The 842-nt window shown below is 43.6% G+C and carries 1 protein-coding gene; it reads right to left on the bottom strand.

Going from position 1 to position 842, the window contains the following annotated elements; all coding sequences use genetic code 11:
• A partial coding sequence (locus lacNas_RS08680; protein ID WP_201346777.1) for a helix-turn-helix domain-containing protein occupies window positions 1-758 on the bottom strand: 758 nt, incomplete at its 3' end.
• Window positions 759-842: the final 84 nt, after the last annotated feature.

The raw sequence follows: 842 nt of genomic DNA, 5'->3' as shown, positions 1-842 counted from the left end.
TGCTTGATTTTTTTATAAATTCTATCAAGCTTCTTAGGCAGTACGTTCACCCGGCCTCCCGTGTAACCAAAGTGACCAACATTGACGTCAACCGCGGTAGCTTTGCCTGTTTTGCCTAGCAGCTTAACATCCTCAGCCTTGATCTTATACGGGATGGCAACGTAATAACGGCCTTTTTCTTTGAAGTAGCTGACAACACCAAATTCATCTGACAAAGGCTTTTCGCTCAGCTTGAAGCCACGCCATTGATCTTTTGGAACGTGGCTTCTTCTTGCCCGCTCCAAATAAAGAATTCCGTCCTTGATCTTACTCTGATCGCTTTTGAAGCCTTGTCTGGATTCCCGCTTTGACCTAAATTTTGGTTTGCCCCAGTCTGGTTGGGCCTTGTCAAAGAAATTGTTCCAAGCCTTGCCCAAGTCGGAAATTGCCAGTTGCAGAATCCGGGCTGACTGTGTATACTGCCAGTCTTTTTTATCGGCAACTAACATATTACGAACTCTTCGTTCACTCGGCGAAGGCTTTTCTTTAAGCAGTACTTTCTGTTCTTCAGTCAGCTTTTTGGGGTCGGAAGCCAAAGAAGATTTAAGCGCTTGTCTTGCCTTGTACATTTCATTCCACAAGGCAAGGCCTTGATTCCAGCAATAGCGGCGATAGTCACAAGCTTCATCCAAAACTCTTCTCATAGTCTTGTTGGGATGTAGTTCATAGACTCTTGTCTGAATTAATTTAGACGGTACTTCTTCTACCTGTTCAGCCATTTAATTTCACCAGCTTTCAGAACCATATCATTCTCAATCTTTGTTTCGAGGAATATTTTAGCACGTATTCCTGTAGATCCCCAA

The organism is Lactobacillus nasalidis, assembly GCF_016587775.1.
Lineage (GTDB): Bacteria > Bacillota > Bacilli > Lactobacillales > Lactobacillaceae > Lactobacillus > Lactobacillus nasalidis.
This window is presented reverse-complemented; position numbering and strand designations above follow the sequence as displayed.